Origin of the sequence: Mycobacterium interjectum (assembly GCF_900078675.2) — a bacterium.
Taxonomy (GTDB): domain Bacteria; phylum Actinomycetota; class Actinomycetes; order Mycobacteriales; family Mycobacteriaceae; genus Mycobacterium; species Mycobacterium interjectum.
The window spans coordinates 4903029-4925205 of record NZ_LT546237.1 but is presented as its reverse complement, the minus strand read 5'-3'; the positions used below and the strand labels follow the sequence as shown (position 1 = coordinate 4925205).

At 67.0% G+C, this 22177-nt stretch carries 21 protein-coding genes and 1 pseudogene; 12 read left to right on the top strand and 10 right to left on the bottom strand.

Annotated features, from left to right (window positions below):
• Positions 1-4: 4 nt before the first annotated feature.
• The 5 genes from lpdA to exaC form a co-directional block, all read right to left on the bottom strand.
• On the bottom strand, positions 5-1399 hold the full coding sequence (gene lpdA / locus BN4348_RS58480; RefSeq protein ID WP_066917684.1) for a dihydrolipoyl dehydrogenase: 1395 nt from the start codon (positions 1397-1399) through the stop codon (positions 5-7).
• 101 nt (positions 1400-1500) lie between these two features.
• The gene (locus tag BN4348_RS58475) at positions 1501-2049 is read right to left on the bottom strand and encodes a hypothetical protein (protein ID WP_066917683.1); all 549 of its coding nucleotides are present in this window, start codon (positions 2047-2049) and stop codon (positions 1501-1503) included.
• Positions 2042-2320, bottom strand: a complete 279-nt coding sequence (locus BN4348_RS58470) for a putative holin (protein ID WP_084454750.1) — start codon at positions 2318-2320, stop codon at positions 2042-2044. Before BN4348_RS58470 ends, BN4348_RS58475 begins: the two co-directional genes overlap by 8 nt.
• A gap of 19 nt (positions 2321-2339) precedes the next feature.
• A complete protein-coding gene (locus tag BN4348_RS58465) occupies positions 2340-2831 on the bottom strand; it encodes a DUF779 domain-containing protein (protein ID WP_066917682.1) in 492 nt (163 codons plus the stop codon).
• Positions 2832-4355: an acetaldehyde dehydrogenase ExaC gene (gene exaC, locus BN4348_RS58460; RefSeq protein ID WP_066917681.1), complete on the bottom strand. Its 1524-nt coding sequence runs from the start codon at positions 4353-4355 to the stop codon at positions 2832-2834. It abuts the gene before it with no gap.
• 58 nt (positions 4356-4413) lie between these two features.
• Here exaC and BN4348_RS58455 point away from each other — a divergent pair, with 58 nt between their 5' ends.
• Together BN4348_RS58455 and BN4348_RS58450 are read left to right on the top strand one after the other, a co-directional pair.
• A complete protein-coding gene (locus BN4348_RS58455; protein ID WP_407937914.1) occupies positions 4414-6543 on the top strand; it encodes a prolyl oligopeptidase family serine peptidase in 2130 nt (709 codons plus the stop codon).
• Positions 6544-6587: 44 nt separating this feature from the next.
• Positions 6588-6827 carry a hypothetical protein gene (locus BN4348_RS58450; RefSeq protein WP_066917679.1) on the top strand — a complete coding sequence of 80 codons (240 nt, stop codon included), beginning with the start codon at positions 6588-6590 and terminating at the stop codon, positions 6825-6827.
• Here BN4348_RS58450 and BN4348_RS58445 read toward each other — a convergent pair.
• On the bottom strand, positions 6814-8085 hold the full coding sequence (locus BN4348_RS58445; RefSeq protein WP_066917678.1) for a hypothetical protein: 1272 nt from the start codon (positions 8083-8085) through the stop codon (positions 6814-6816). The two genes, BN4348_RS58450 and BN4348_RS58445, sit on opposite strands and share 14 nt — an antisense overlap.
• 99 nt (positions 8086-8184) lie before the next feature.
• Between BN4348_RS58445 and BN4348_RS58440 the strand changes: the two genes are divergently transcribed.
• The 4 genes from BN4348_RS58440 to BN4348_RS58425 all read left to right on the top strand — a co-directional run bounded on the left by BN4348_RS58440 (position 8185) and on the right by BN4348_RS58425 (position 10469).
• Positions 8185-8496 (top strand): hypothetical protein, encoded by a 312-nt coding sequence (locus BN4348_RS58440; protein ID WP_066917706.1) that lies wholly within the window; start codon positions 8185-8187, stop codon positions 8494-8496.
• A 7-nt stretch (positions 8497-8503) separates the two neighbouring features.
• Entirely contained in the window at positions 8504-9418 is a 915-nt protein-coding gene (locus BN4348_RS58435) for a crotonase/enoyl-CoA hydratase family protein (protein WP_066917677.1), read from the top strand.
• Between the two features lie 67 nt (positions 9419-9485).
• Positions 9486-9944: a DUF5078 domain-containing protein gene (locus tag BN4348_RS58430; protein ID WP_066917676.1), complete on the top strand. Its 459-nt coding sequence runs from the start codon at positions 9486-9488 to the stop codon at positions 9942-9944.
• A gap of 195 nt (positions 9945-10139) precedes the next feature.
• Positions 10140-10469 carry a hypothetical protein gene (locus BN4348_RS58425; protein ID WP_066917705.1) on the top strand — a complete coding sequence of 110 codons (330 nt, stop codon included), beginning with the start codon at positions 10140-10142 and terminating at the stop codon, positions 10467-10469.
• 20 nt (positions 10470-10489) lie between these two features.
• On the opposite strand, the gene BN4348_RS58420 is transcribed toward BN4348_RS58425, so the two are convergent.
• The 3 genes from BN4348_RS58420 to BN4348_RS58410 all read right to left on the bottom strand — a co-directional run bounded on the left by BN4348_RS58420 (position 10490) and on the right by BN4348_RS58410 (position 14744).
• On the bottom strand, positions 10490-13417 hold the full coding sequence (locus BN4348_RS58420; RefSeq protein WP_066917675.1) for an MMPL/RND family transporter: 2928 nt from the start codon (positions 13415-13417) through the stop codon (positions 10490-10492).
• Positions 13414-13860 (bottom strand): MmpS family transport accessory protein, encoded by a 447-nt coding sequence (locus tag BN4348_RS58415; RefSeq protein ID WP_066917704.1) that lies wholly within the window; start codon positions 13858-13860, stop codon positions 13414-13416. The genes BN4348_RS58420 and BN4348_RS58415 overlap by 4 nt, the downstream gene beginning before the upstream one ends.
• A 179-nt stretch (positions 13861-14039) precedes the next feature.
• Positions 14040-14744: a TetR family transcriptional regulator gene (locus tag BN4348_RS58410; protein ID WP_066917674.1), complete on the bottom strand. Its 705-nt coding sequence runs from the start codon at positions 14742-14744 to the stop codon at positions 14040-14042.
• 232 nt (positions 14745-14976) lie between these two features.
• Here BN4348_RS58410 and BN4348_RS58405 point away from each other — a divergent pair, with 232 nt between their 5' ends.
• Genes BN4348_RS58405 through BN4348_RS58380 form a run of 6 tightly spaced genes read left to right on the top strand, consistent with a single transcriptional unit; the run spans position 14977 to position 21938 of the window.
• Positions 14977-15435 carry an MmpS family protein gene (locus tag BN4348_RS58405; protein WP_066917703.1) on the top strand — a complete coding sequence of 153 codons (459 nt, stop codon included), beginning with the start codon at positions 14977-14979 and terminating at the stop codon, positions 15433-15435.
• On the top strand, positions 15432-18326 hold the full coding sequence (locus BN4348_RS58400) for an MMPL/RND family transporter (RefSeq protein ID WP_066917673.1): 2895 nt from the start codon (positions 15432-15434) through the stop codon (positions 18324-18326). Before BN4348_RS58405 ends, BN4348_RS58400 begins: the two co-directional genes overlap by 4 nt.
• A 31-nt stretch (positions 18327-18357) precedes the next feature.
• Entirely contained in the window at positions 18358-20046 is a 1689-nt protein-coding gene (locus BN4348_RS58395) for a cytochrome c biogenesis protein DipZ (RefSeq protein WP_066917672.1), read from the top strand.
• Positions 20047-20091: 45 nt separating this feature from the next.
• Positions 20092-20883 carry a DUF1295 domain-containing protein gene (locus BN4348_RS58390; RefSeq protein ID WP_066917671.1) on the top strand — a complete coding sequence of 264 codons (792 nt, stop codon included), beginning with the start codon at positions 20092-20094 and terminating at the stop codon, positions 20881-20883.
• A 21-nt stretch (positions 20884-20904) separates the two neighbouring features.
• On the top strand, positions 20905-21450 hold the full coding sequence (locus tag BN4348_RS58385) for a sigma-70 family RNA polymerase sigma factor (RefSeq protein WP_066917670.1): 546 nt from the start codon (positions 20905-20907) through the stop codon (positions 21448-21450).
• Positions 21447-21938, top strand: a complete 492-nt coding sequence (locus BN4348_RS58380; protein ID WP_066917669.1) for an anti-sigma factor — start codon at positions 21447-21449, stop codon at positions 21936-21938. The genes BN4348_RS58385 and BN4348_RS58380 overlap by 4 nt, the downstream gene beginning before the upstream one ends.
• Here BN4348_RS58380 and BN4348_RS58375 read toward each other — a convergent pair.
• Positions 21935-22177, bottom strand: a pseudogene (locus BN4348_RS58375) (hypothetical protein); the annotation flags it as partial. The gene BN4348_RS58380 and the pseudogene BN4348_RS58375 overlap by 4 nt on opposite strands.

Genomic DNA, 22177 nt, shown 5'->3' with positions numbered 1-22177 from the left:
GACTTCAGAAGTTGATCATGTGGCCGGTCAAGCCGTGGAAGCATTCCTGCAGCGCCTCCGACATCGTCGGGTGGGTGTGCACGTTGCGGGCCAGCTCGGTGGCGGTCAGGTCCCACTTCTGCGCCAGCGTCAGCTCCGGCAACAGCTCGGACACGTCGTGGCCGATCAGATGCCCGCCCAGCAGCTCGCCGTACTTGCCGTCGGCGACCAGCTTGACGAAACCGCTGGGGTCGCCCAGGCCGTGGGCCTTGCCGTTGGCGGTGAACGGGAACTTGGCCACCACGACGTCGTAGCCCTCGTCGCGGGCCTGCTCCTCGGTGAGCCCGAAGCTGGCCACCTGCGGCTGGCAGAACGTCGCGCGCGGCAGCATGCGGTAATCGCCGAGGGCCAAAGTCTCTGCGCCGGCGATGGTTTCGGCCGCCACCACGCCCATGGCCTCGGCGACGTGAGCCAGCATCAGCCGGCCGGTGACGTCGCCGATCGCGTAGATGTTCTCGACGTTGGTGCGCATGTAGTCGGTGATGCCGATCGCCTTGCGCTCGGTCAGCGCGACCCCGGCCGCCTCCAGCCCGTAGCCCTCGACGTTGGGCGCAAAACCGATGGCCTGCAACACTTTCGCGGCCTTGAGCTCCTGGGCGTTACCGTCCTTGCTGACCGCCACCGTCACCTCGGCGCCGTTGTCGTTGATGGACTCGACCTTGGTTCCCGTGAGGATCTTGATGCCCAGCTTCTTGAACTGCTTCTCGATCTCCTTGGACACCTCGGCGTCCTCGTTGGGCAGCGCGCGCGGCAAGAACTCCACGATGGTCACGTCGACCCCGTAGTTCTTCAGCACGTAGCCGAACTCCATGCCGATCGCCCCGGCCCCGGCGATGATGATCGACTCCGGCAGCTCCCGGGACAGGATCTGTTCCTCGTAGGTCACCACGTTGGCCGACAGCGACGTTCCCGGAACCAGCCGGGTGCTGCTGCCGGTGGCGATGATGACGTTGTCGAACGTGACCGTTTCGGCGCCCCCGTCGTTGAGGTCGACGGACAGCGTGTGGGAGTCGGTGAACCTGCCGTACCCGTGAATCTCGGTGATCTTGTTCTTCTTCATCAGGAAGTGCACGCCGGCGACGCGGCCGTCGGCCACCTTGCGGCTGCGGTCGAAGGCGATGCCGTAATCGAACGTCGCCTCGCCGCTCATCCCAAAGGTCTTGGCCTCTTTGGTGAAGATGTGCACCAGCTCAGCGTTGCGCAGCAACGCCTTGGACGGAATGCAGCCGACGTTGAGGCAGACCCCGCCCCAGTACTTCGACTCGACGATTGCGGTGTTCAGGCCCAGCTGCGCGGCACGAATGGCCGCGACATATCCGCCGGGGCCGGCCCCGAGGACGACGACGTCATAGTGAGTCACGGCCCCTACCCTAGTGGGGCGCGGCTCCCGCCGGGACGCCGAGTGTGGGCCCCAAGCACGCGAACTGCCTCGAGTTGCCAGTCAAGGTGGGCATGGCGGCCCTAGTAGGGAATGACGCCGATCAGGCAGTGGCCCGTGCGCTCGCAGAAGTAGTAGCCGTACAGGGGCGCGGCGGCCGCGACGGACGCGAACGGCCCCGACATCACCGCGACCGACAGCGCCGAGAGCAGAGCCCTGCCCTGCGCCATCGCCAGCATCACGCCGCCCACGGCACAGGCCACCACGTACAGCAGGACCGCGAACGCCGTGGCGGTCTTGTCGAGCGAGTGGTACCACCAATAGAACAGCCCCAGCCCCACCACGGCCGACACCATCCACACGCCGAACAGCACCAGGACCAGCTGCCACCACTTCAGGTACAGGTAACGACCGGGAACGGTGACCGGCTGCACCGGCACGCCGCCCGCTTCCCCCTCGACGGTCCCGGCCGCGGGCGACGCGGGCTCGCCGGGCTGCCCGGGCTCCTCCGGCGCCGGCTGCGAGCCGGTGTCGTCCTCGTCGTCGAAGTTCGGCACGAACGACTGGGTGCCGGTGTCGTCGTCGAAGTCCGGCACGAACGACTGCGTTCCGGTGTCCTCGTCGTCAGCCACCGGAGGCCACCTGCAGCGCGACGAGGGCACCGAACCAGCCCGGTGCGAGCGAAAGGATGAACGCGCCCACCATGGTGACCCAGCGCCGCCCGGAAAACAGGATCGTCAGCAGCCCGGTCACGGTGGGAATCCCGAGCACAAGCGCGATGACGACGTCGGGGCGCACCCTGGCATGGACCATCACGGTGAGCGCGACACCGGTCAACATCCCGACCGCGCAGCCGATCAGCATCGCGCTGGCCAGCACCCAAGGACGTGGAAGCGGGATCACCCTGACGAGATTAGCGCGGTCATCGACCGCCAGGCCCGGAGGTTTCCGGCGCGGCCGCGCCGTCGAGGGCCACCACCCGGCCGCGCTCCGAGGGGCGCTCGCCACGCTCGTAGGCGGCTCCGGTGATGACCGCCGCGCCCCGCAGCGCGGCGTACTCGTCGTCGCTGAAGACGCGCCCGCGGGACAGAAACCGCACGCCCTCGGGCGCCTCCAGGCTGAACCCGCCGCCGCGCCCCGGCACCACGTCGATGACGAGCTGGGTGTGCTTCCAGACCTCGTACTGCGGGCCCGAAATCCACACCGGGACCCCGTCCCCGACGTCGAGGACGCCGAGCAACACGTCGCGGTCACCGACCAGGAAGTCGCCACTCGGGTAGCACATCGGCGACGACCCGTCACAGCAGCCGCCGGACTGGTGGAACATCACCGGACCGTGGCGCTCCTGCAGCCGCGCCAGCAGTTCGGCGGCGGCGGGGGTGATGACAACTCCTGTTGGAGGCCCGGAACCCATCTAGAAGAATCCCTGCGCCTTCTCGGAGTAGGAGACCAGGAGGTTCTTGGTCTGCTGATAGTGGTCGAGCATCATCTTGTGGTTCTCCCGGCCGATGCCGGAGTGCTTGTAGCCACCGAACGCGGCGTGCGCGGGATAGGCGTGGTAGCAGTTGACCCACACCCGGCCGGCCTGGATGTCGCGCCCGGCCCGGTAGGCGGTGTTGCCGTCGCGGCTCCACACCCCCGCGCCCAGGCCGTAGAGGGTGTCGTTGGCGATCGATATCGCGTCGTCGTAGTCGGAGAACGACGTCACCGCCACCACCGGACCGAAGATCTCCTCCTGGAAGATCCGCATCTTGTTGTTGCCGGCGAAGATCGTCGGTTGCATGTAGTAGCCGCCGGACAGGTCGCCGCCCAGCTCGGCGCGCTCGCCGCCGGTGATGACCTTGGCGCCCTCACCCTTGCCGATTTCGATGTAGGACAGGATCTTTTCCAGCTGGTCGTTGGAGGCCTGCGAGCCCAGCATCGTCTGGATGTCCAGCGGGTCGCCCTGCCGCACCGCCTTCGTGCGGATCGCGGCCAGCTCCAGGAACTCGTCGTAGATGTCGGCCTGGATCAGGCTGCGCGACGGGCAGGTGCACACCTCGCCCTGATTGAGGGCGAACATGGTGAAGCCCTCCAGCGCCTTGTCCTGGAAGTCGTCGGCGCGGGCCAGCACGTCGGAGAAGAAGACGTTGGGGCTCTTGCCGCCGAGCTCCAGGGTCACCGGGATCAGGTTCTGCGAGGCGTACTGCATGATGAGCCGCCCGGTGGTGGTCTCCCCGGTGAACGCGACCTTGGCGATCCGGTTGCTCGACGCCAGCGGCTTGCCGGCCTCGGCGCCAAACCCGTTGACGACGTTGACAACTCCCGCCGGCACCAGATCACCGATCAGCGACATGAGATAGAGCACCGACGCCGGGGTCTGCTCGGCGGGCTTGAGCACCACCGCGTTGCCGGCCGCCAGCGCGGGCGCCATCTTCCAGGCGGCCATCAGGATAGGGAAGTTCCACGGGATGATCTGCCCGACCACCCCGAGCGGCTCATGGAAGTGATACGCGACGGTGTCCTCATCGATCTGCGACAGCGAACCCTCCTGCGCGCGGATCGCCGCAGCGAAGTACCGGAAGTGGTCGGCGGCCAGCGGGATGTCGGCGGCCAGCGCCTCACGGACCGGCTTGCCGTTGTCCCAGACCTCGGCCACCGCCAGCGCGGCCTTGTTCTCCTCGATCCGGTCGGCGATCTTGTTCAGGATGGCCGCACGCTCGGCCGGCGCGGTCTTGCCCCACGCCGGGGCCGCCGCGTGCGCGGCGTCGAGCGCCTTGTCGACATCGGCCTCCTCGGAGCGGGGCACCTCGCAGAACGTCTGGCCGGTCACCGGCGTCGGGTTTTCGAAATAGCGGCCGCCCACCGGCGCGACCCACTGGCCGCCGATGAAGTTCCCGTACCGGGATTCGTACGACATCAACGCCCCGGCAGACCCCGGACGTGCGAAAACAGTCATCTGCCGTCTCCTCGTTCTCTGCTCGTGTAATACACCTCACACTACCGCCGGGGCCAGAATGGCTCCCATGACGCCTGAAGACCCTTACCTGTGGCTCGAGGACATCACCGCCGACGAGGCGCTGGACTGGGTGCGGGCGCATAACGAACCCACCCTGGCGAAGTTCGGCGGTGCGGAGTTCGACCGGATGCGCGCCGAGGCGCTCGAGGTGCTCGACACCGACGCCCGGATTCCGTATGTGGTGCGCCGCGGCGAGCACCTCTACAACTTCTGGCGCGATGCCGCCAACCCGCGGGGCCTGTGGCGGCGCACCACGCTGGACAGTTACCGCACCGACGCCCCGGAGTGGGACGTGCTCATCGACGTCGACGAGCTGGGTCGGACCGACGACACGAATTGGGTGTGGGCGGGCGCCGGCGTCATCGAACCCGACCACACCCGCGCCCTGATCCGCCTCTCCCGCGGTGGCTCGGACGCCTCCATCGTGCGCGAATTCGACATGGCCACACGCGAATTCGTCGCCGACGGGTTCCAGCTGCCCGAGGCCAAGTCGCAGATCGCCTGGGCCGATCCGGACACCGTGCTGGTCGGCACCGACTTCGGCGCCGACTCGCTCACCGACTCCGGCTACCCGCGCGTCATCAAGCGATGGCGCCGGGACACCCCATTGGCCGACGCCGAACTCGTCTTCGAGGGCGCCCGCTCCGATGTCAGCGTCTCCGCATCGGCGGACCGCACGCCCGGCTTCGAGCGGACCTTTCTGGGCCGAGCCCTCGACTTTTGGAACGAAGAGCTCTACGAGCTGCGCGGCCCGGAGCTGATCCGCATCGACGCGCCCACCGACGCGACCCTGTCGATTCACCGCGAGTGGATCCTCATCGAGCTGCGCACCGATTGGTATACCGGCGGCGCGACCTACGTCGCGGGCTCGCTGCTGGCCGCCGACTACGACAAATTCCTGGACGGCACAGCCGAATTGACGGTGGTGTTCTCCCCCGACGAGCACACGGCCCTGAACCACTACGCCTGGACGAAGGACCGCCTGCTGATCGTCACGCTGGCCGACGTGGCCAGCCGCGTGGAGAGCGCCACGCCGCCTTCGCGTGACGACCCGTCCCCCGCAAGCGGGTGGGGTCCCCGCGGAGCTGGGGAGTGCCCCCAGCGCCCGGCTCCGCCGCGCTTGCGATCGTCACGGGGCGAGTGGCGGCGCGAACCGGTCGCGGGCATCCCGGCCGCGACCAACACCGTCGTCGTCGCCGCCGACGACACCGGCGACGAGTTCTTCCTCGATTCCAGCGGATTCGTCACCCCCTCGCGGCTGATGCGCGGCGCCGCCGGCGCGCCGCTCGAGCCGATCAAATCCGCCCCGGCGTTCTTCGACGCCGAAAAGCTCTCGGTGGCCCAGCATTTCGTCGCGTCGACGGACGGCACCTCGATCCCGTACTTCGTCGTGCGCCGCGGCTGTGAAGGCGACGCCGACGGGCCGGGGCCCACCCTGCTGAGCGGATACGGCGGATTCGAAACCGCCAACACACCGGCCTACAGCGGCGTGCTGGGCCGGCTGTGGCTGGCGCGCGGCGGCACCTACGTGCTGGCCAACATCCGCGGCGGCGGCGAGTACGGGCCCGGCTGGCACACCCAGGCGATGCGCGAGGACCGGCACAAGGTCGCCGAGGACTTCGCCGCGGTGGCAACCGATCTGGTGGACCGCGGCATCACGACCGTCGAGCAGCTGGGCGCGCGGGGCGGCAGCAACGGCGGGCTGTTGATGGGCATCATGCTCACCGGGTACCCGGAGAAATTCGGCGCGCTGGTCTGCGACGTGCCGCTGCTGGACATGAAGCGCTACCACCTGCTGCTGGCCGGGGCGTCGTGGATGGCCGAGTACGGCGACCCGGACAACCCCGACGACTGGGCGTTCATCTCCGAATACTCGCCATACCAGAACGTTTCGGCGACCCGGCGCTACCCGCCCGTCCTGATGACCACGTCCACCCGCGACGACCGGGTCCATCCGGGCCACGCCCGCAAGATGACGGCCGCCCTGGAGGCCGCCGGCCATGAGGTCTGGTACTACGAGAACATCGAGGGCGGCCACGCCGGCGCGGCCGACAACGAGCAGATCGCGTTCAAGTCGGCGCTCAGCTACTCGTTCCTCTGGCGGACGCTTGGCGGATCAAGCCGTTAAGCTCGACGGTGATGTAGCGGTTGTGGTCGAGGAGGGCGTGGATCATGAGAGCACTGAGGTTCGTCGGCGTGGCGACATTGACGGCGATCGCCCCCATCGCGGTCCTGCTCGGAAGCCCGGCGCACGCCGATACCGATCTCGGGAAAGCATGCTCGCCAGAAGGCGCGAAGGTGTGGGGCAACCCCGGCCCGATCTACTGCGCGCGCCAGGCGGACGGGCAGACGCAATGGGTGTCCATTCCCGTCGACGCGATGTGCGTGGCGTTCTGCGTCAATCATCCCTAGGGTCGGGGGCGGTCAGATCCGCGAGCCGTCTCGGACGACTGATCGTCCAGGCGATGAGGCCCACTCCTATCGTGAGCCCGGCGTAGCGCAGCGCCGAGGGCCACCAGGGGGCGGAGCGTGGGGCGGGTTCCTTGAGGCCGGTCAGCGCCACCAGGAAGCTGCCGTTGTCGGTCGGCCCGGCCCCCGGTAGCGATTGGGTCCGGGTGACCCTGATCTGCGCGTCGCCGCTGGGATCGTTGACCTGACCCCAGGCCAGCGTGGAGTCGTCGAGCAGGAAGGTGTCCTGGCTGCCCGCGGGTTGGCCGTCGTCGTGGCCCACCACCACCACCTGGCCCACTTCCACCGTCTGGTTGTCGGCGGCGACGAGGGCGGCGACGTGTTCGTAGACGTCCGGGGGCGCCGGCGGGGTGTAGGTCGGCGGCGGCGGGCCATCCGAACCCGCCGGCGGTATCCAGGCCCCGCCGTAGAAGCTGCCCGACGCGACGTGGCTGTCACCGACCGCGGTGAACGGGACCAGGCCAACGGTGGCGGCATCGAGCACGATCCGGCCACCGGCCGGCACGAACGCCTCCCGGTAGGCGCCGTCGTAGAAGTAGCGGAAGGTCATCGCCTCAGTGAGCGGGTTGTACAGGACCGGGCGGTGATTGTCGTCGTAGTCGACGTAGTCCCAATGTCGGGGGCGAACCAGTTCCTGGTTGTCGGCCTTGATCAGGCCAACGTTGCCGCGGTGGGCGTCGACCACGTTCTGCACCTGCTGACGGAAGTCGTACACCCGGCTGGGCGGCTCGAGCGGGCTGGCGGGGTTGATGCGCGTCACGGGCGCGGCCTTGGCATCCGCGATCGCCTGCGGCGGCGCGTCGAGCCCCTTCGGCGACGCCACCAGCGCAGCGTTTCCCGGCGCCCCGCGGGCCGGCGTGAGCTTCGGGGTCTGCACCGCGACCGTGGTGGGGGGCGGCGGAGTTGGCGGAACGACCAGCGGCGTGTGCACCGGCGGCGCGGGCTCGGGTGGCGCCTCCAAAGTCGGCACCGACACCCTGCTCGGGGACGGCGGGGCGGGGCGCGGCGGGGCGGGGTTGTAGCACACGTTCGACGTGTGATAGGCCTCCACGTAGACCAGACAGTTCTGGCAGGACACCGGGTTTGCCCCGTCGCCCGCACACGGAGCCGCCTGCGCCACACCGGATGTGGTGGCGAGCACCGAGAACGGGGCGATCGCGAGCGCTGCGGCCGCCGTCGCGATAACGCTCACCCCGCTCACTGGCAGACCTTCCCACACCCCCTTGGTTGTACATGCTAGCGACCTGTCGGGGTGCCCGACTTTCCTTGCGGGACGTTGATCGGCCATAAGATCGTCGACGTGTCAGCGACCGAACGTATCGAAGTCACCTTGCTGGCGACCGGATTGATCTTCATCGTGGCCGGGGCGGCGCAGGCGCGTTACCGCTTCATCGCCGACCGCCGTCCGGGCCGGCGGTTCTACTGGGCCACCTCGATCATCGGCATCGTCTCTTTCGCCGCCGGGGTGGGCAAAATCTGGCCCAACGCCGTCGCCGTCGCGGTCATCTTTTCGGCGGTTATCGTCTTCTCGGCGTATCTGACGACGCCCTATCTCAAAATCGGCGGGCGAATCTATGCGTCGTCGCCGGAAAATCGTCAGCCCGATCCGTAAGGAAACCATGCCGAGCACCGATTTCCAGACCCTGCTCTACACGACGGCCGGCCCGGTTGCCACGATCACGCTGAACCGCCCGGAGCAACTCAACACCATCGTCCCGCCCATGCCCGACGAGATCGAGGCCGCCGTCGGGCTGGCCGAGCGGGACCACGAGATCAAGGTGATCGTGCTGCGCGGCGCCGGCCGCGCCTTCTCCGGCGGCTACGACTTCGGCGGCGGCTTCCAGCAGTGGGGCGAGGCCATGATGACCGACGGCAAGTGGGATCCGGGCAAGGACTTCGCGATGGTCACCGCCCGCGAGACCGGCCCGACCCAGAAGTTCATGGCCATCTGGCGCGCATCCAAACCGGTGATCGCGCAGGTGCACGGCTGGTGCGTCGGCGGGGCCAGCGATTACGCGCTCTGCGCCGACCTCGTGATCGCGAGCGAGGACGCGGTGATCGGCACGCCCTACAGCCGGATGTGGGGGGCGTATCTGACCGGCATGTGGCTCTACCGGCTGAGCCTGGCCAAGGTCAAGTGGCACTCGCTGACCGGCCGGCCCCTGACCGGCGTCCAGGCCGCCGAGGTCGAGTTGATCAACGAGGCGGTGCCGTTCGAGCGTTTGGAGGCCCGCGTCGCCGAGGTCGCCGCGGAGCTGGCCAGGATCCCGTTGTCGCAGCTGCGGGCGCAGAAGCTGATCGTCAACCAGGCCTACGAGAACATGGGCCTGGCGTCCACGCAGATGCTGGGCGGCATCCTCGACGGCCTGATGCGCAACACCCCTGACGCACTCGATTTCATCAAGACCGCCGAGACGCGGGGCGTGCGGGCGGCGGTCGAGCGGCGCGACGGCCCCTTCGGCGACTACAGCCAGGCCCCGCCCGAGCTGAGGCCGGATCCCAGCCACGTCATCGTGCCTGATCGCGATGGATAGTGAGCTGGGCTACGAATATGCCCCCGGGCCCCCCACGGGGGCCTGCGAAAGTGTTACGGTAACGACTATGTCTCGGCTGAGTTCCGGCCTGCGTGCCGGCGTCGTTTTTGTTGCTTTCCTGGTAGCCCTGAGCATCGCGGCTGCGACGTTCCCGAAGACGGCCGCGGCCGATTCCACGGAGGACTTCCCGGTCCCCCGCCGGCAGATCGCCACCACCTGCGACGCCGAGCAGTACCTGGCGGCCGTGCGCGATACCAGTCCGGTGTACTACCAGCGGTACATGATCGACTTCAACAACCACCCGAACCTGCAGCAGGCGACCATCGATAAAGCGCACTGGTTCTACTCGCTGTCGCCGGCGGAGCGCAGAAACTACTCCGAAAACTTCTACAACGGCGATCCGCTGACCTTCGCCTGGGTCAACCACATGAAGATCTTCTTCAACAACAAGGGCGTCGTCGCCAAGGCCACCGACGTGTGCAACCAATACCCGCCCGGCGACATGTCGGTATGGAACTGGTCCTAGATCGACCCTGGTCTTTATTGGCCATCGAGTTTAGACTCTGCGACTGTCGGGAATCGGTTTTTCCCCGTAGTTTGGGGACAAGTCAATAGTTCTTGACTGGTATTCGCACTCATGCGGACGCCAGTCCGCGCGACCAGAGTCAACCAGGACTTACATCATGCCCATGCCGGGATGCTGCGCCCCAACGAGGACGCGATGAGCGTCGTCGACCCCCAGTCCGACGCGCTCGCGGCCCTCGACTGGCTTGAGATCACGTGCCAATCCGAGACCGGGTGCACGAACAGGGCGACGCACATCGTGTACCGGCATGCCGTGGACCAATGCAACCGGCCGAACCTGGACCCGTCCGGAAACGTCGTCGAGATCCTGTGCATCGGTTGCGTGCGCCGGCTCAAGGCCCAGGTGCTGCAGCAGGTGGATCGGATCAACCGCTGCCCGGGCGGCTACTGCCTGACCTGCGGGGCGCCGGTGCACAAGCTCAGCGACGTGATGCGCAAGATGGTGCAGCTGCGCACCTACGCCTGAGCTAGGCGTCCTGTCGCGCGTCAGTAGTGCGGCGCGGTCGTCTGGAATCGATCGGTCTCCGCCGTTTCTTCCCTGGGCAGGAGCAGGGCACGGACCAGCGGGCGGGGCCCGTAGGGCCGCAGCATCTGACTGGCGGGACGAGTCCGTACCTGTTGCGGCCACCAGAACCAACGACCCAACAGGGCGGCGACGGACGGCATCATGAACGAGCGCACGATCAACGTGTCGAACAACAAACCCAGGGCGATGGTGGTGCCAACCTGCCCGGTGACCTTGAGATCGCTGAAAACGAACGACGCCATGGTGGCCGCGAAGACCAGACCCGCGGATGTCACCACCCCACCCGTGCCGGCCATCGAGCGGATGATCCCGGTCCTCAAACCGGCGCCGATTTCCTCCTTGAATCGGGAGACCAGCAGCAGGTTGTAGTCGGATCCTACGGCGAGCAACAAAATGACGGACATCGCCAGCACCATCCAGTGCAGTTTGAAGCCAAGGATGTCCTGCCACACGAGCACGGAGAGCCCGAACGAGGCGCCCAACGAAATCAGTACCGTGCCAACGATTGTCACCGCTGCGACTATGCTTCGCGTGATGATCAGCATGATGATCAGAATCAGGCTGGCGGCGGCGATCCCCGCGATCATCAGGTCGTACTTGGCCCCGTCGCGCATGTCCTTATAGACGGCGGCGGTGCCGGCGAGGGAGATCCTGGCGCCCTCCAGCGGGGTTCCTTTGATCGCTTCCTTCGCCGCGTTCCTGATCGGATCGACATGTGAAATGCCTTCGGCGCTGGCCGGATCCCCCTCATGGGAGATGATGAAGCGGGCCGCGTGACCGTCGGGTGACAGGAACATCTTCAGGCCCCGCTTGAAATCGGGGTTGTCGAAGACCTCGGGCGGTATGTAGAACGAGTCGTCGTTGCGGGACGCGTCGAAGGCCTGGCCCATCGCCGTCGAATTCTGGCTCATCACGTCCATCTGGTCATACAGCGACGACATCGAGCTGTGCATGGTCAGCATCATCTGCTTCATCGTCTGCATGGTCGCGATCATCGGCGGCATCTGCGCCAGCATCTGCGGCATCAGGGCGTCCAGCTGAGCTATGTCATTCGACAGATAGGTGAATTTTTCGGTGATCTGATCCAGGCCGTCGAGCGCGTCGAAGATGGAATGCAGCGCCCAGCAGACGGGGATGTCGAAGCAGTGCCTCTCCCAGTAGAAGACGCTGCGGATCGGCCGGAAGAAGTCATCGAAATTGGCGATGTTGTCGCGCAGTGTGTTTGTGACATCGAGCATTTCGTGGGTGAGGCCATCCATGTGGTGCGTGACGGCGGCCATCTTCGACGTGATGTCATACATGCGCTGCATCGTGTCGATGGACTGCTGCATGGCATCGGCCTGCTTGAGCATGTCCGCCATCCGCTGGTGCATGTACTGCTGGTTCTCGACCTGCGTCGTGTTCTGCATGCTGATCTGGAACGGAATCGACGTGTGCTCGATCGGCTTTCCGAGCGGCCTGGTAATGGCCTGCACGCGCGCGATGCCCGGAATGTGGAAGATGCCCTTGGCGATTCGGTCTATCACCAACATGTCCGCCGGGTTCCGCATGTCGTGATCGGTCTCGACCATCAACAGTTCCGGGTTCATCCGCGCCGGGGGAAAGTGCCGTTCCGCGGCGTCGTATCCGACGTTCGCGGGGACGCTCGGGGGCAGATACAGCCGGTTGTCGTAGTTCGTTTGATAACCGGGCAGGGCCAGCAGGCCGATGAGGGCGATCGCGACCGACACCGCGAGGATCGGGCCTGGCCAGCGGACGATAGCGGTGCCCACGCGCCGCCACCCCCGAGTTCGCATCTTGCGCTTGGGATCGAACAGACCGAAGCGACTACCCACCGTCAGCACGGCCGGGCCGAGGGTGAGCGCGGCGAACACGGCGACGAGCATTCCGATCGCGCACGGGACACCGAGAGACTGGAAATACGGAAGCCGGGTGAAGCTCAGGCAATACATCGCACCGGCGATGGTCAGGCCGGAACCCAGAACCACGTGCGCGGTCCCGTGGAACATGGTGTAGAAGGCCCGGTCTCGGTCCTCGCCGAGGGACCGCGCCTCTTGATAGCGGCCGAGTACGAAGATCGCATAATCCGTCCCCGCCGCGATGGCAAGCAGCACAAGGATGTTCACCGCGAAAGTGGACAGTCCGATGATGTTGTTATAAGCGAACAAAGCGACGAATTGGCGGGCCGCGAACAGCTCGATTATCACCATCAGCAGGGTGATGAACACGGTGACAATCGAGCGGTATACCCATAGCAGCATCAAGATGATCACCACGAAGGTGATCATCGTGACCTTTTGGACGCTCTTGTCGCCGGCCGTGGTCTGATCGGCGGTCAGCGCCGCCGCGCCCGTTACATAGGCCTTGACCCCGGGTGGGGCAGGCACGCTGTTCACGATCTTGCGGACCGCCTCGATGGACTCGTTGGCGAGGCTCTCGCCCTGGTTACCGGCGAGATACACCTGCACATATGCAGCCTTGCCGTCGGTGCTTTGCGAACCGGCGGCGGTCAGCGGATCGCCCCAGAAGTCCTGGACGTGCTGGACGTGCTTCGTGTCAGCCTCGAGTTTGCGGACGATCTGGTCGTAGAAGCGGTGGGCGTCGTCGCCCAGCGGTTTGTCGCCCTCCAGCACGATCATGGCCGCGCTGTCGCTGTTGAATTCGTTGAACACCTTGCCGACGCGCTTCATCGCCTGCATGGATGCCGCGCTTTGGGGGCTCATGGACACCTGATGTTGCTTCGCCACTTTGTCCAGTGGCGGGAGGAAGACGCTGAGAACGATGACAAGTCCCACCCAGGCCAGGACGATCAGCGGCGCGAGCCTGTGCACCGAACGCGCGAAGATCGGCATGTGGGGCAGGCCCGCGGCCTTGTTGTCGATGGTCATGCGGACTTCACTATGCAGAAAGTTTGCGCGCGTACCCCGTTGCTGGACCTTTCATCTTTGACGACGTCGTTGACGACGATGCGGCAGCCGATCTGGTCGCTGTCGCCCTGCGCGACCACGTTGACGCTCACCGAGGGAAGCGTGGTGATGACCGAAAGCGTCCATGGGAGAGGCACATTGCTTGCTTTCTGGGGCTGGGCGTTGATGTCCAGGTAGTTGATGTTGGCCGTCGTCCCGGGAGGTCCGTAGACCTCATACACCACGTGCTTGGGGTTGAACGGCTGGATGTCGTCGGCCATCCCGCTGGTGATGGGGTGATCGCCGTGGGCACCGAAGACGCCGCGGAGCCGGTAGACGCAGAAGCCGGCTACCACGACCACCGCAACGATGACCAGCACGATCCAGAATTTCTTCGCCGCGGCGGCGATCGGGATCTTCGGCATCAGCCGACGCTGCGCCGACCGGGCGTCCGACCGGCCGCGCCGCGACTCCACCTCCGGCGAATTCGCTTGCGGCCGTTGCCCTCCCGCCGGGTACTCGGGCTGCTCACTGCGGGCCGGGCCCACGCGCACGTCTGGTTTGGCCTCGTTCTCGGCAGCTCCAGTTCGCCAAGCCATGGGACTCATGCCCCCCTGGTTGGTCGTGGGGACTCGGAGACGAGGCCGATGCACGTTGCCGTCAGCACTCGGGTGAGGGCGGACGCGAATTCGATGTTCCACTCGGGCGGCAGGTTCTCCGGCTCCTCGGCGTAGGCGTCGGTGAGCCGCTCCGGGGGGTTGGCGATGTGCCAGAAGGCCGAGGCCAACGAGTACGCGGCGATCAGGGTGTCGAAGGCGCCGGCGCGGCCGAGCACGGGCAGCGCCCGCTCGATCGCGTCGGCGAGCGCGATCGCCGCGGCGGCGATGGTCCGACGGATCTCGACGACCCGCTCGATCTCCACCTCGTGCTCGAGGTGCAGGTGCAGGTTCGCGAGCAGGTCACAGAACAGCGGATCGGCCGCCAGTCCGTTGGCCAGCGTCTCGGCCACCCGCGGCGGCGACATCGGGCCGGGATCGCCAAGTTCGGCGCACACGGTGTTCGACCACCGCACCCACCCTTCGGCGGCGAGGTGCAACAGGACCTCCTTGTGGGAGGTGAAGTAGCGCCGCACCGCCGAGTAGTGAATTCCGGCGCGACTGGCGACCGCGGTCAAGGTCACCGACGCCACGCCGGTCTCGACCGCCAGCGATCGCGCGGCTTCGACGAGCGCCGCCGCACGCTGGCGCTTGTTCTCCTCCGTGCGGGCGCGCTGGAAGGCAGGTTGCGCCATCGGGCGAGGATAACGCACATTATGTGATTTGTATAACGCACATCGTGTGCTTTGCGCGGCCGCCCAAAACGACGGTTCCTCTCGTTACGCACGTGATATGCGTTACACTCCAGGGCGCGAGGGGAAGGAGTCAACGGTCCCGTCCAGCCAAGAACCGGCCATGGTTTACTTAGGTAAGCCTTGGCTGCGCTGCTACCCGGGGATCGGTGCGCGGGGCGGACAGGCGCAGCGCGGCGATCCGCCCAAAGAAATGCCCAACCGCCGAAGGGGATTCCAGATTTTCAAGGTGCTGTCCCGAACGTGGATCCCGCTGGTCATCATTGCCGTGCTGGTGATCACCGGATTCATCGTGTACCGCGTCCACGGCTACTTCGGTTCGGAAAAGCGCGAATCGTATGCCGACAGCAACCTGCAAAACCCCAAGCCGTTCAACCCGAAGCGAATCGTCTACGAGGTATTCGGCCCGCCCGGGACAACCGCGGACATCAGCTACTTCGACGTCAACGGCGACCCCCAACGCGTCGACGGCGCGCCATTGCCATGGTCGCTGCGCATCACGACCGACAAGGCCGCCGTGATGGGAAACCTCATGGCGCGCGCCAGCGGCGACAGCGTCGGCTGTCGCATCACAGTGGACGACGTGGTCAAGGCCGTGCGAATTTCCAACGAGGTACACGCCTACACCTTCTGCGTGGTGAAGTCCGCGTGAGCACACGACAGTTCGCCCACGCCGACGCCGGGAACACCCACGCCGAAAGGCCCTTGCTCGCAAGGACAATCCACCGCCTTGCGGTGCCGATCATCCTGTTCTGGATCGGGATGGCCGCCGTTTTCAGCCTGCTCGTCCCGTCGCTGGAAGTGGTCGGGCAGGAGCGGTCGGTGTCGCTGAGCCCGACCGATGCGCCGTCGTTTCGGGCGATGAAGCACATCGGCCACGCCTTCAACGAAGGCGAGACCGACAGCTCGGCGATGATCGTGCTGGAGGGCAACCAGCCTCTCGGCGACGACGCCCACAAGTACTACGACGCGGTGATTCGCAAGCTGCGCGACGACAGGGCGCACGTGCTGAGCGTCCAGGACTTCTGGGGTGACCCCCTGACGGCGGCGGGCGCGCAAAGCAACGACGGCAAGGCCGCGACCGTCCAGGTGAATCTCGCCGGCAATCAGGGTGAGCCGCTGGCCAACGAATCGGTCCAGGCCGTGCGCAAGATCGTGAACAGCGTGCCCCCGCCGCCGGGCGTCAAGGCCTACGTCACCGGGGTGGCCGCGCTCGCGGCGGACCTGCACCACAGCGGCGACAAATCCACCACCCGGATCACGCTGACGACGGTCGCGGTGATCCTGATCATGTTGCTCTTCGTCTACCGGTCGATCATCACGGTGATCCTGTTGCTGGTCACGGTCGGCTTCGAGTTGACCGCGGCGCGGGGATCGGTGGCCCTGATCGGTCACTTCGGGTGGATAGGGCTGTCCACCTTCGCGGTGTCCCTGCTGACCTCGCTGGCGATCGCGGCCGGCACGGACTACGGGATCTTCATCATCGGCCGCTACCAGGAGGCCCGGCATGCCGGCGAGGACACCGAGACGGCCTTCTACACGATGTACCGCGGGACGGCCCACGTCATCCTGGGGTCCGGTTTGACGATCGCCGGGGCGACGTTCTGCCTCAGCTTCGCGCGGATGCCGTACTTCCAAACGCTCGGCGTCCCTTGCGCAGTGGGCATGCTCGTCGCGGTGGCGGTCGCGTTGACGCTGGGTCCGGCGGTGCTGACCGTCGGCAGCCGGTTCGGCCTGTTCGACCCCAAGCGCAAGCTCGGGGTCCGCGGCTGGCGGCGCGTCGGCACCGCGGTGGTCCGCTGGCCGCTGCCGATTCTGGCCGTCACGTGCGCCGTCGCCCTGGTCGGCCTGCTCACCCTGCCCGGTTACAAGGCCAACTACAACGACCGGGAGTATCTGCCCGGCTCCATCCCCGCCAATGAGGGCCTGATGGCCGCGGATCGCCACTTCTCCCAGGCCCGGATGAAGCCGGAGATCCTGATGATCGAGTCGAACCACGACATGCGCAACCCGGCCGACTTTCTGGTGCTCGACAGGCTGGCCAAGGGCATCTTCCGCGTCCCGGGCATCTCCCGCGTGCAGGCGATCACCCGGCCCGACGGGACGACGATGGACCACACGTCGATCCCGTTCCAGATGAGCATGCAGAACGCCGGTCAGATGCAGAGCATGAAATACCAGCGCGACCAGATGGACAACATGCTCAAGCAGGCCGACGAGATGACCAAGACCATCGCCAACATGCAACGGATGTACGACCTGATGACCCAGCTCGTCGCCACCACGCACCGCATGGTCGGCGACACCGTGGAAATGCAGCAGATCACCAACGAACTGCGCGACCGCATCGCCGACTTCGACGACTTCTGGCGGCCGATCCGCAGCTATTTCTATTGGGAGAAGCACTGTTTCGACATTCCGATCTGCTGGTCGATCCGCCAGATATTCGACGCGCTGGACGGCGTGGATCAGATCACCGACAAGCTCGACACGCTGGTGGGTGACATCAAGGACCTGGATCGGCTGATGCCGCAGATGGTCGCCCAGTTCCCGCCGATGATCCAGACCATGCAGAACATGCGCACCATGATGCTGGACATGCACAGCACCATGTCCGGGATCTTCGCCCAGATGGACGAGATGAGCGACAACGCAACGGCGATGGGCCACGCGTTCGACGCCGCCAAGAACGACGACTCGTTCTACCTGCCGCCGGAGGTCTTCAAGAACAAGGACTTCAAGCGCGCGATGAACAGCTTCCTGTCCCCGGATGGGCACGCCGCGCGCTTCATCATCCTGCACCGCGGCGATCCCGCGTCGGCCGAGGGCATCGCGAGCATCGAAAAGATCCGCACCGCGGCCGAAGAGTCGCTCAAGGGAACACCTTTGGAGGACGCGAAGATTTATCTGGCCGGAACGGGCGCCGTCTTCAAGGACATCTCCGACGGCGCCAAATGGGACCTGGTGATCGCCGGAATCTCCTCGCTGTGCCTCATTTTCATCATCATGCTGATCCTCACCCGCGCCCTGGTCGCCGCCGCGGTCATCGTGGGCACGGTGGCCATTTCCCTGGGCGCGTCCTTCGGGCTGTCGGTGCTTTTCTGGCAGCACATTCTCGGCATCCAATTGCATTGGCTGGTGCTGGCGATGTCGGTCATCGTGTTGCTGGCGGTGGGATCGGACTACAACCTGTTGTTGGTCTCGCGATTCAAGCAGGAGATTCATGCCGGCCTCAACACCGGCATCATCCGGTCGATGGGCGGCACCGGCAAGGTGGTGACCAACGCGGGGCTGGTGTTCGCGTTCACGATGGCCTCCATGGCCGTCAGCGACGTGCGGATCATCGGGCAGGTGGGCACCACCATCGGGCTGGGCCTGCTGTTCGACACGCTGATCGTGCGCGCGTTCATGACCCCGTCCATCGCCGCCCTGCTGGGGCGCTGGTTCTGGTGGCCGATCCGGGTGCGCACCCGCCCGGCCAGGGTGGTGCCGCGGCCGGTCGGACCTCACCCGCCGGACCGCTCTTTGGCCTACAGCGATTAATCCGTCGGCCGATTAGCTCCGAATAGCTGCCATGGCAACCATCGCGCTCATCGGCTTTCTCGGCGGCCTGATCACCGGCATCTCGCCGTGCATCCTGCCGGTGCTGCCGGTGGTCTTCTTCTCCGGCTTGAACAGCACCCGCGCGGCCCGGCCTTACTTGGTGATCGCCGGCCTGGTCTGCAGCTTCGGCGTGGTCACCCTGGCCGGTTCGGCCCTGCTGTCGGCGCTGCACCTGCCGCAGGACGCGATCCGTTGGGTCGCCCTGGTGACGTTGACCCTCATCGGCCTCGGGCTGATCTTCCCACCCCTGCAGCATCTGATCGAACGGCCGTTCGCCCGCCTCCCGCAGCGTGAAATGGGTTCACACCGCACAGGTTTCGGGCTCGGTCTGACGCTGGGCGCGCTGTACGTGCCCTGCGCGGGACCGGTGCTGGCCGCCATCGTCGTCGCCGGGGGGACGGCGCGCATCGGCCCGCCCATCCTGGTTTTGACGGCGGCGTTCGCGCTCGGTGCGGCCCTGCCGCTGCTGGTTTTCGCCCTCGCCGGGCGGCGCATCGCCGAGCGCGTCGCGGCCTTCCGCCGGCGCCAGCGCGCGATTCAGGTCGCCGGCGGGATCACGATGATCCTGCTGGCCGTGGCGCTGGTCTTCAACCTGCCCGCCGTGCTGCAGCGCGCCGTCCCCGACTACACGGCGGCCATGCAGCAAGGCATCGGGGCCACCAACATTCGGCAGAAGCTGAACCCCGGCGGCACCTCCCGGGGGCAGTTGGCCGACTGCACGGGTGATTTCGGCGGGGTCGCCACCCAACTGCAGCAGTGCGGGCCGGCGCCGGCCATCACCGGGATCACCGGGTGGCTCAACACCCCCGGCGGCGCCCCGATCGACCTGGCCTCGCTGCGCGGCAAGGTGGTCCTGGTCGACTTCTGGGCGTACTCCTGCATCAACTGCCAGCGCGCCATCCCGCACGTGGTCGATTGGTACAACCGGTATCACGACGAGGGCTTCGTCGCCATCGGGGTGCACACCCCGGAGTACGCGTTCGAACGGGTCCCCGGCAACGTGGCCAGCGGCGCCGCCGCGCTGCACATCGACTATCCCGTCGCGCTGGACAACGACTACGCGACATGGAACAGCTACCAGAACCTGTACTGGCCCGCCGAGTACCTCATCGACGCCAACGGCGCGGTGCGCCACACCAAGTTCGGCGAGGGCGACTACGCCGGCACGGAAAGGCTGATCCGCCAATTGCTCACCGACGCCAACCCGAACGTCAAGCTGCCCGGCGCCAGCGGCACGGTCGATGCCACCCCGCACACCCGGCTCACCCCCGAGACCTACCTGGGCGCGGGCAAGGCCGTCAACTACGGCGGCGGCGGCGAATACAAACCCGGCACAGCCACATTCGCCTATCCGGCGACGCTGCCCGACGACCGGTTCGCCCTGCGCGGCAGCTGGACCCTCGACGACCAGGGCGCCACCGCCGACGGTGACGACGCCGCCATCCGGCTGAACTACACCGGCAAGGACGTCTACGTCGTCGTCGGCGGCACCGGCACCATCACCGTGACCAGGGGCGGCCGGACGAGCGCGACGGCCGTCGGCGGCCCGCCCACCCTGCATCAGATCGCGGGCAACGACCCTGGGGACACCGCCCACCGCGATCAGCTCGACATGCAGGTCGGCAAGGGCCTGCAAGTGTTTTCGTTCACGTTCGGCTGAGCAGTCCATGTCGTCGGCGGCTTCGAATCACTCACGGTGGACGCAATGAATCCGGTGAACCTCCTGCACGTCACCGCCGCATCGGCGCTGGCGCTCGTCGTGGTGCACACGGTCACGTTCGCGATCGCCAGGCGGATCGGGCGCTACAACGTCGTCGACGTGGCCTGGGGCGTGGGCTTCGTCGCCATCGCCGCCGTCGCGGCGACGCTGGGCGACGGGGACGCGGCCCGGCGATGGCTGCTGCTCGCGCTCGTGGGGATCTGGGGGCTGCGGCTGGCCTGGCACATCCAGCGCAAGACGGCCGGCAAGGGCGAGGATCCCCGGTATGCCGCCCTGCTCCGCGGCGCGACGGTCGCCCAGACAGTACGGAAAGTCTTTGTGCTGCAGGCCTTTATCGGCTGGTTCGTGTCGCTTCCGCTGCAGCTGTCGGCGGTTACCGGGCCCACGCCGGAACCGCTGACCGCCGTCACGGCAGTGGGGCTGGCCGTGTGGCTGGTGGGCTTCGCCTTCGAAGCCGTCGGAGACCGGCAGCTGCGGGCCTTCAAATCCGATCCGGCGAATCGCGGTGTGGTGCTGGACCGCGGCCTGTGGGCATGGACGCGCCATCCCAACTACTTCGGCGACGCCGCGGTGTGGTGGGGAGTCTGGCTGATCACCCTCAACGGCTGGTGGGCGGTGGCCACGGTCGGCTCGCCCTTGCTCATGACGTATTTCCTGATGTACGTCAGCGGTGGGCGGCTGACCGAGAAGCTGATGGCCGGCCGTCCCGGCTTCGACGAATACCGCCAACGGACAGCGTTTTTCTTCCCCCGGCCGCCTCGATCGGCAGCGCGATGAAGGGCGATAGGCTACCGGTCGATGAGCAACGAGCTCGACACCCTGCTGCGCCAGGTCGCGCGCGGGGACAGCGCCGCCTTCGCCACGGTCTACGACCTCACCAAAGCCCGGGTGTATGGACTGGTGACGCGGGTGGTGCGTGACCCGGGCTACAGCGAGGAAACCACCCAGGAGGTCTATCTCGAGGTGTGGCGCACGGCGGCGCAGTACGACCCGGCCCGAGGCTCGGCCCTGGCCTGGCTGCTGACCATGGCGCACCGGCGGGCCGTCGACCGGGTGCGCGCCGAACAGGCAGGCAGCAACCGGGAATCCCGCTACGGCGCAGCCAGCGCCGACACACCGGCGGACGTCGTAGCCGACTCGGCGATCGCCGGCGACGAGCGTCGCCGGGTGACCCAGTGCCTGGAGGGGCTCAGCGATGCGCAGCGGCAGTGCATCGAGCTGGCCTACTACCAGGGCCTGACGTACAGCGAGGTGTCGCAGCGACTGGCCGCCAACCTCTCGACGATCAAGTCGCGCATCCGCGACGCGCTGCGCGGCCTGCGTAACTGCCTGGACGTGCCATGACCGAACCGGCCGATTTCGAACTGCTCGAGCTCGCCACGCCGTATGCCCTGCATGCCTTGTCGGACGGGGAACGCGCCGAGGTCGAGCGGCGGGTCGCCGCCGCGCCGGCGCCCGTCGCGNTGCAGATGCGTTCGGCGGCGAAGCCGTCGATGGCCGAGCAGGTCCTGGCGGCCCCGGACGTGCAGACGGTCTCGCGTCCCCTGGCCGACGGGACCGCGACGGTGATGTTCTCCCGCGACCGCAACGCGGCCGTGCTGCTGATGAACAACGTGCCGCCGCCGTCGCCGGGCACCGTGTATCAGATGTGGTTGATCGGGACCAACGGGCCGACCTCGGCGGGCACCATGGGCGCCGCGGCCGTGTTGCCCTCGACGAAAGACACGCTCACCAACATCGGATCCTCGAGAGCGCTGGCGTTCACCGTCGAACCCGGCAACGGATCGCCGCAGCCGACCACCCCGATCCTGGCCGAGCTGCCCCTGAGTTAGGCCTTCTTCGTGAGGCCGCCCAGGATCGCGACGAGCACGCCCAGCCCGACCAGTGCGGCGCCGGCGACCAGCGTCACGTCGAGCCAGTGGCGCAGACCGGCCCCGGCGTGGGCGACCATCACCTCGGCGACCTGGCGGATGTCCCCGGTGGTGCGGTTGAGCGCGTCATCGACGTAGCGGCGGCCCGCCTCGATGCCCGCCCATCCCGCCCCGCCGACGAGCAGCGCCGAGATCCCGAG

What these genes read in the sequence shown, in the direction of transcription:
- BN4348_RS58390 (WP_066917671.1), top strand. Translation starts at nt 20,092, where the DNA reads ATGAATCCGGTGAACCTCCTGCACGTCACCGCCGCATCGGCGCTGGCG.
- BN4348_RS58405 (WP_066917703.1), top strand. Translation starts at nt 14,977, where the DNA reads ATGCCCAACCGCCGAAGGGGATTCCAGATTTTCAAGGTGCTGTCCCGA.
- BN4348_RS58450 (WP_066917679.1), top strand. Translation starts at nt 6,588, where the DNA reads ATGAGAGCACTGAGGTTCGTCGGCGTGGCGACATTGACGGCGATCGCC.
- BN4348_RS58455 (WP_407937914.1), top strand. Translation starts at nt 4,414, where the DNA reads ATGGCTCCCATGACGCCTGAAGACCCTTACCTGTGGCTCGAGGACATC.
- BN4348_RS58435 (WP_066917677.1), top strand. Translation starts at nt 8,504, where the DNA reads ATGCCGAGCACCGATTTCCAGACCCTGCTCTACACGACGGCCGGCCCG.
- BN4348_RS58395 (WP_066917672.1), top strand. Translation starts at nt 18,358, where the DNA reads ATGGCAACCATCGCGCTCATCGGCTTTCTCGGCGGCCTGATCACCGGC.
- BN4348_RS58430 (WP_066917676.1), top strand. Translation starts at nt 9,486, where the DNA reads ATGTCTCGGCTGAGTTCCGGCCTGCGTGCCGGCGTCGTTTTTGTTGCT.
- exaC (WP_066917681.1), bottom strand. Translation starts at nt 4,355, where the DNA reads ATGACTGTTTTCGCACGTCCGGGGTCTGCCGGGGCGTTGATGTCGTAC.
- BN4348_RS58420 (WP_066917675.1), bottom strand. Translation starts at nt 13,417, where the DNA reads ATGACCATCGACAACAAGGCCGCGGGCCTGCCCCACATGCCGATCTTC.
- BN4348_RS58385 (WP_066917670.1), top strand. Translation starts at nt 20,905, where the DNA reads ATGAGCAACGAGCTCGACACCCTGCTGCGCCAGGTCGCGCGCGGGGAC.
- BN4348_RS58415 (WP_066917704.1), bottom strand. Translation starts at nt 13,860, where the DNA reads ATGCCGAAGATCCCGATCGCCGCCGCGGCGAAGAAATTCTGGATCGTG.
- BN4348_RS58425 (WP_066917705.1), top strand. Translation starts at nt 10,140, where the DNA reads ATGAGCGTCGTCGACCCCCAGTCCGACGCGCTCGCGGCCCTCGACTGG.
- BN4348_RS58465 (WP_066917682.1), bottom strand. Translation starts at nt 2,831, where the DNA reads ATGGGTTCCGGGCCTCCAACAGGAGTTGTCATCACCCCCGCCGCCGCC.